This is a genomic window from Faecalibacterium prausnitzii, assembly GCF_003287405.1.
GTDB classification, from domain to species: domain Bacteria; phylum Bacillota; class Clostridia; order Oscillospirales; family Ruminococcaceae; genus Faecalibacterium; species Faecalibacterium intestinale.
On sequence record NZ_PRLD01000041.1, the window covers coordinates 1 to 3,381 of the forward strand.

Genomic DNA, 3,381 nt, shown 5'->3' on the forward strand with positions numbered 1-3,381 from the left:
CAAAAACGCAACGTATTTTCTTCTTTGAAATATCAAACGAACATTGCCGGCATATCCAAGATACGTTTTACCCGCCCTGCAATTTCCCTTATAATAGCACCGCAGTCTTGAAACGGCTGCAACATTCCCATATCACAAAGGAGGCTTTCCGGTATGGGACAACGGCAAAGTGAGATCATCAAAAATCACATGGAAGTCTACTGGCACGACTATGCGTCGGCCAGCAAGGGCGTCCCCATTACCGAGGCGGGGCTTGTGGAAAAAGCCTCCGTCATTGGACGCACCGGGCTGATGCTGCTGGAATGCGGCACCGGCGCATGGCGTGTCCGAAGCTCCATGAACACCCTCTCGCGGGAGCTGGGAGTCACAACAACAGCGGACATCGGCCTGTTGTCCATTGAGTTCACCTGCTTTGACGGTGACCAGTGCTATACCCAGTCACTCTGTCTGACAAATACGGGCGTGAATACCTCCCGGCTGAACCGACTGGAGCATTTTGTCAACGACTTCGACCGGGAAGGAAAATTTATGACCGGCGAAGAACTGCACAGCCACCTCGATGAGATCGAGCGCATCCACGGCTTGTATTCGCCCATCGCACTGGGCTTTGCAGCTGCACTGGCCTGCGGCTGCTTCACCTTTCTGCTTGGCGGCGGCATTGTGGAAATGCTGTGTGCCTTCTGCGGTGCAGGCATCGGCAACTTTGTACGGTGCAAGTTGACAAAGCACCATTTCACCCTGTTTCTGGGCATTACGGCGTCGGTCTGTTCAGCAAGCCTCGTGTATGCCATCCTGCTGAAGCTGGCAGAGGTGCTGTTTACCGTATCGGCGCAGCACGAGGCGGGGTATATCTGCTCCATGCTCTTCATCATTCCGGGCTTTCCGTTCATTACCAGCGGCATCGACCTTGCCAAGCTGGATATGCGCTCCGGGCTGGAACGTCTGGCCTACGCCGTCCTCATCATTCTGGTGGCAACCATGACGGCTTGGATCATGGCACTGCTGCTGCATTTGCAGCCGGTGCAGTTCCCTGCCCTGAGCCTGACACTCCCGGAAGAGATCGTGTTCCGGCTGCTGGCAAGTTTTGGCGGTGTGTTCGGCTTTTCGCTCATGTTCAACAGTCCCCGGAACCTGGCAGTCTGCGCCGCCCTTATCGGTGCGGTAACGAACACGTTCCGGCTGGAGCTGGTGAGCCTTGCGGGCTTTCCGCCCGCTGTTGCAGCGTTTCTGGGCGCACTGCTGTCCGGACTGCTGGCCTCCTGCCTGAAGAGCGCCGCCGGTTATCCCCGCATCTCCGTCACTGTGCCGTCCATCGTTATCATGGTACCGGGACTGTATTTCTACCGTGCCATCTATAATCTGGGCATCCTGTCTCTGATGGACTCCGCCACATGGTTTGCAGATGCCATTCTCATCATCGTGGCACTGCCGTTAGGGCTGATCTTCGCCCGTATTGTCACTGACAAGACTTTCCGTTATTGCACCTGATGTGCAGCATTTCCATTCTCCCATATAAGGCAAAACGCAGCGAATCTTTTAACGGTTCGCTGCGTTTTGTTTTGCTGTGATGCACTTATAAAGGGAGTTCGTTTACAGGGCGTTTACTCGCCGTAAACGATCTTGGTAGCAGTTTCCACATGGCGTTCCAGCCGGTCGGCAAAGTGTTCCAGCGGCAGAAAAACGCCAAGTTCATCGTAGCGGGTTCCACCGTCCTTGAGCGTATCCTGTCCATAGTAGACCACGGAACGGGGCAGTGCGTGCTGCAGCTTCATCTGGATATCCCAGACGGTGGAGTAGGCCTCCGCTTCCGTTACCTTCTGCTTCACGGTGTCCGGCAGTTCGTAGATCAGCAGCAGCCCCAAATGCTGGTTGTAGTGGTACTCCACCACATCCATCGAGCCTTCGTCGTAGCCGTGATACTTGCAGTAGCCGCTGGCAAGGTACATTTTTACCTTTTCCTGCTTCTGGAACACCCGGATGAACCGGTCGTATACTTTGCTGCTCACGGCAAATTTGTTGTTCGGCAAAAGAACGCCGGCATCATCCGTCAGGATCACCGGGTTCGGCTGACCATCGGCGTTGAATTTGAACGGGATCAGGGCAGCGTTCCGTAGCAGGTCAAACATACTGTGCTGGCAGATCGCCATCAGAAAGGCAGACAGATCCTTGTTCTCGTAGGCATTGAACAGCGCTGCGGCAAACTGCTGTGCACTCACGGTCGGCGCATCCAGTACGTCTGCCATGTCCAGCGAGTCGTTGAAGGTATCCATCAGGCGTCGGCAGGCTTCTGGATTTTTCAGGATCTCCCCGAACAGTGCCTCTGCCTTTTCTTCTCTTGAAAATATCGTTGCCATCAAAAAGACCCTCTTTCTGTTTATTTCCAACTACTATTATAGATTCATAATGCCCTGCTGTGAAATACTGCTTTCATATTGCTGCTATATGCAGAACACTTTTTACACATTTTCCGAGTGCCCGTATAATGGACACTGCAATCATGAAATTGCACGAGGGAAATCGAAAAGTATATAAGTTGGTTTAAACGGAGGCAGTTCCTATGTCTGAGGTCAAAAAGGTCGTGCTGGCATATTCCGGCGGTCTGGACACATCGATTATCATCCCGTGGCTGAAAGAGCACTATAACAACTGCGAAGTCATTGCCGTGTGCGGCAATGTGGGGCAGAAGGGTGAGCTGGAAGGCTTGGAGGAGCGTGCCAAGGCAAGCGGCGCATCCAAGCTGTACATCGAAGACCTGACCGACGAATTTGTAGAGGATTACGTCATTCCCACCATGCAGGCCGGGGCAGATTACGAGGGTTATCTGCTGGGCACCAGCTTTGCCCGCCCCATTTTGGCAAAACGCGTGGTGGAGATTGCCCGCGCCGAGGGTGCAGATGCGGTCTGCCACGGCAGCACCGGCAAAGGCAACGATCAGGTGCGCTTTGAGCTGGCCATCATGCACTTTGCACCCGACCTGAAGATCATCACCCCGTGGCGCGAGTGGGACATCCAGAGCCGCGATGAGGAGATCGACTACGCCGAGGCTCATCACATCCCGCTGAAGATCAGCCGGGAGACCAACTACTCCAAGGACAAGAACCTGTGGCACCTGAGCCACGAGGGCCTTGATCTGGAAGACCCGGGTAACGAGCCTCAGTACGATAAGGCCGGCTTCCTCGAATTGGGTGTCAGTCCCAAGACCGCACCGGACAAGTCCGAGTTTGTGGAGCTGGAATTTGAAAAGGGCGCTCCTGTGGCTCTGAACGGCGAGAAGCTGAAGCCCGCTGCCATCATCGCAAAGCTGAATGAGATCGGCGGCCGCAACGGCATCGGCCTGTATGATGTGGTGGAGAACCGTCTGGTGGGCATGAAGAGCCGCGG

The 3,381-nt window shown here is 54.7% G+C and carries 3 protein-coding genes; 2 read left to right on the forward strand and 1 reads right to left on the reverse strand.

The features are described from left to right. Positions 1-153 precede the first annotated feature (153 nt). A complete protein-coding gene (locus tag C4N24_RS14815) occupies positions 154-1,488 on the forward strand; it encodes a threonine/serine ThrE exporter family protein (protein ID WP_112092021.1) in 1,335 nt (444 codons plus the stop codon). A 113-nt stretch (positions 1,489-1,601) separates the two neighbouring features. Here the strand turns inward: C4N24_RS14815 and C4N24_RS14820 are convergent, their stop codons facing one another. After that, the gene (locus C4N24_RS14820) at positions 1,602-2,354 is read right to left on the reverse strand and encodes a DUF4866 domain-containing protein (protein ID WP_005920139.1); all 753 of its coding nucleotides are present in this window, start codon (positions 2,352-2,354) and stop codon (positions 1,602-1,604) included. Positions 2,355-2,557: 203 nt separating this feature from the next. Here C4N24_RS14820 and C4N24_RS14825 point away from each other — a divergent pair. Continuing rightward, positions 2,558-3,381: argininosuccinate synthase (locus C4N24_RS14825; RefSeq protein ID WP_112092022.1), on the forward strand; the 824-nt coding region annotated here is incomplete at its 3' end.

Excerpts from the sequence above, each read along its gene's own strand:
- C4N24_RS14820 (WP_005920139.1), bottom strand. The coding sequence starts at position 2,354 with ATGGCAACGATATTTTCAAGAGAAGAAAAGGCAGAGGCACTGTTCGGG.
- C4N24_RS14815 (WP_112092021.1), top strand. The coding sequence starts at position 154 with ATGGGACAACGGCAAAGTGAGATCATCAAAAATCACATGGAAGTCTAC.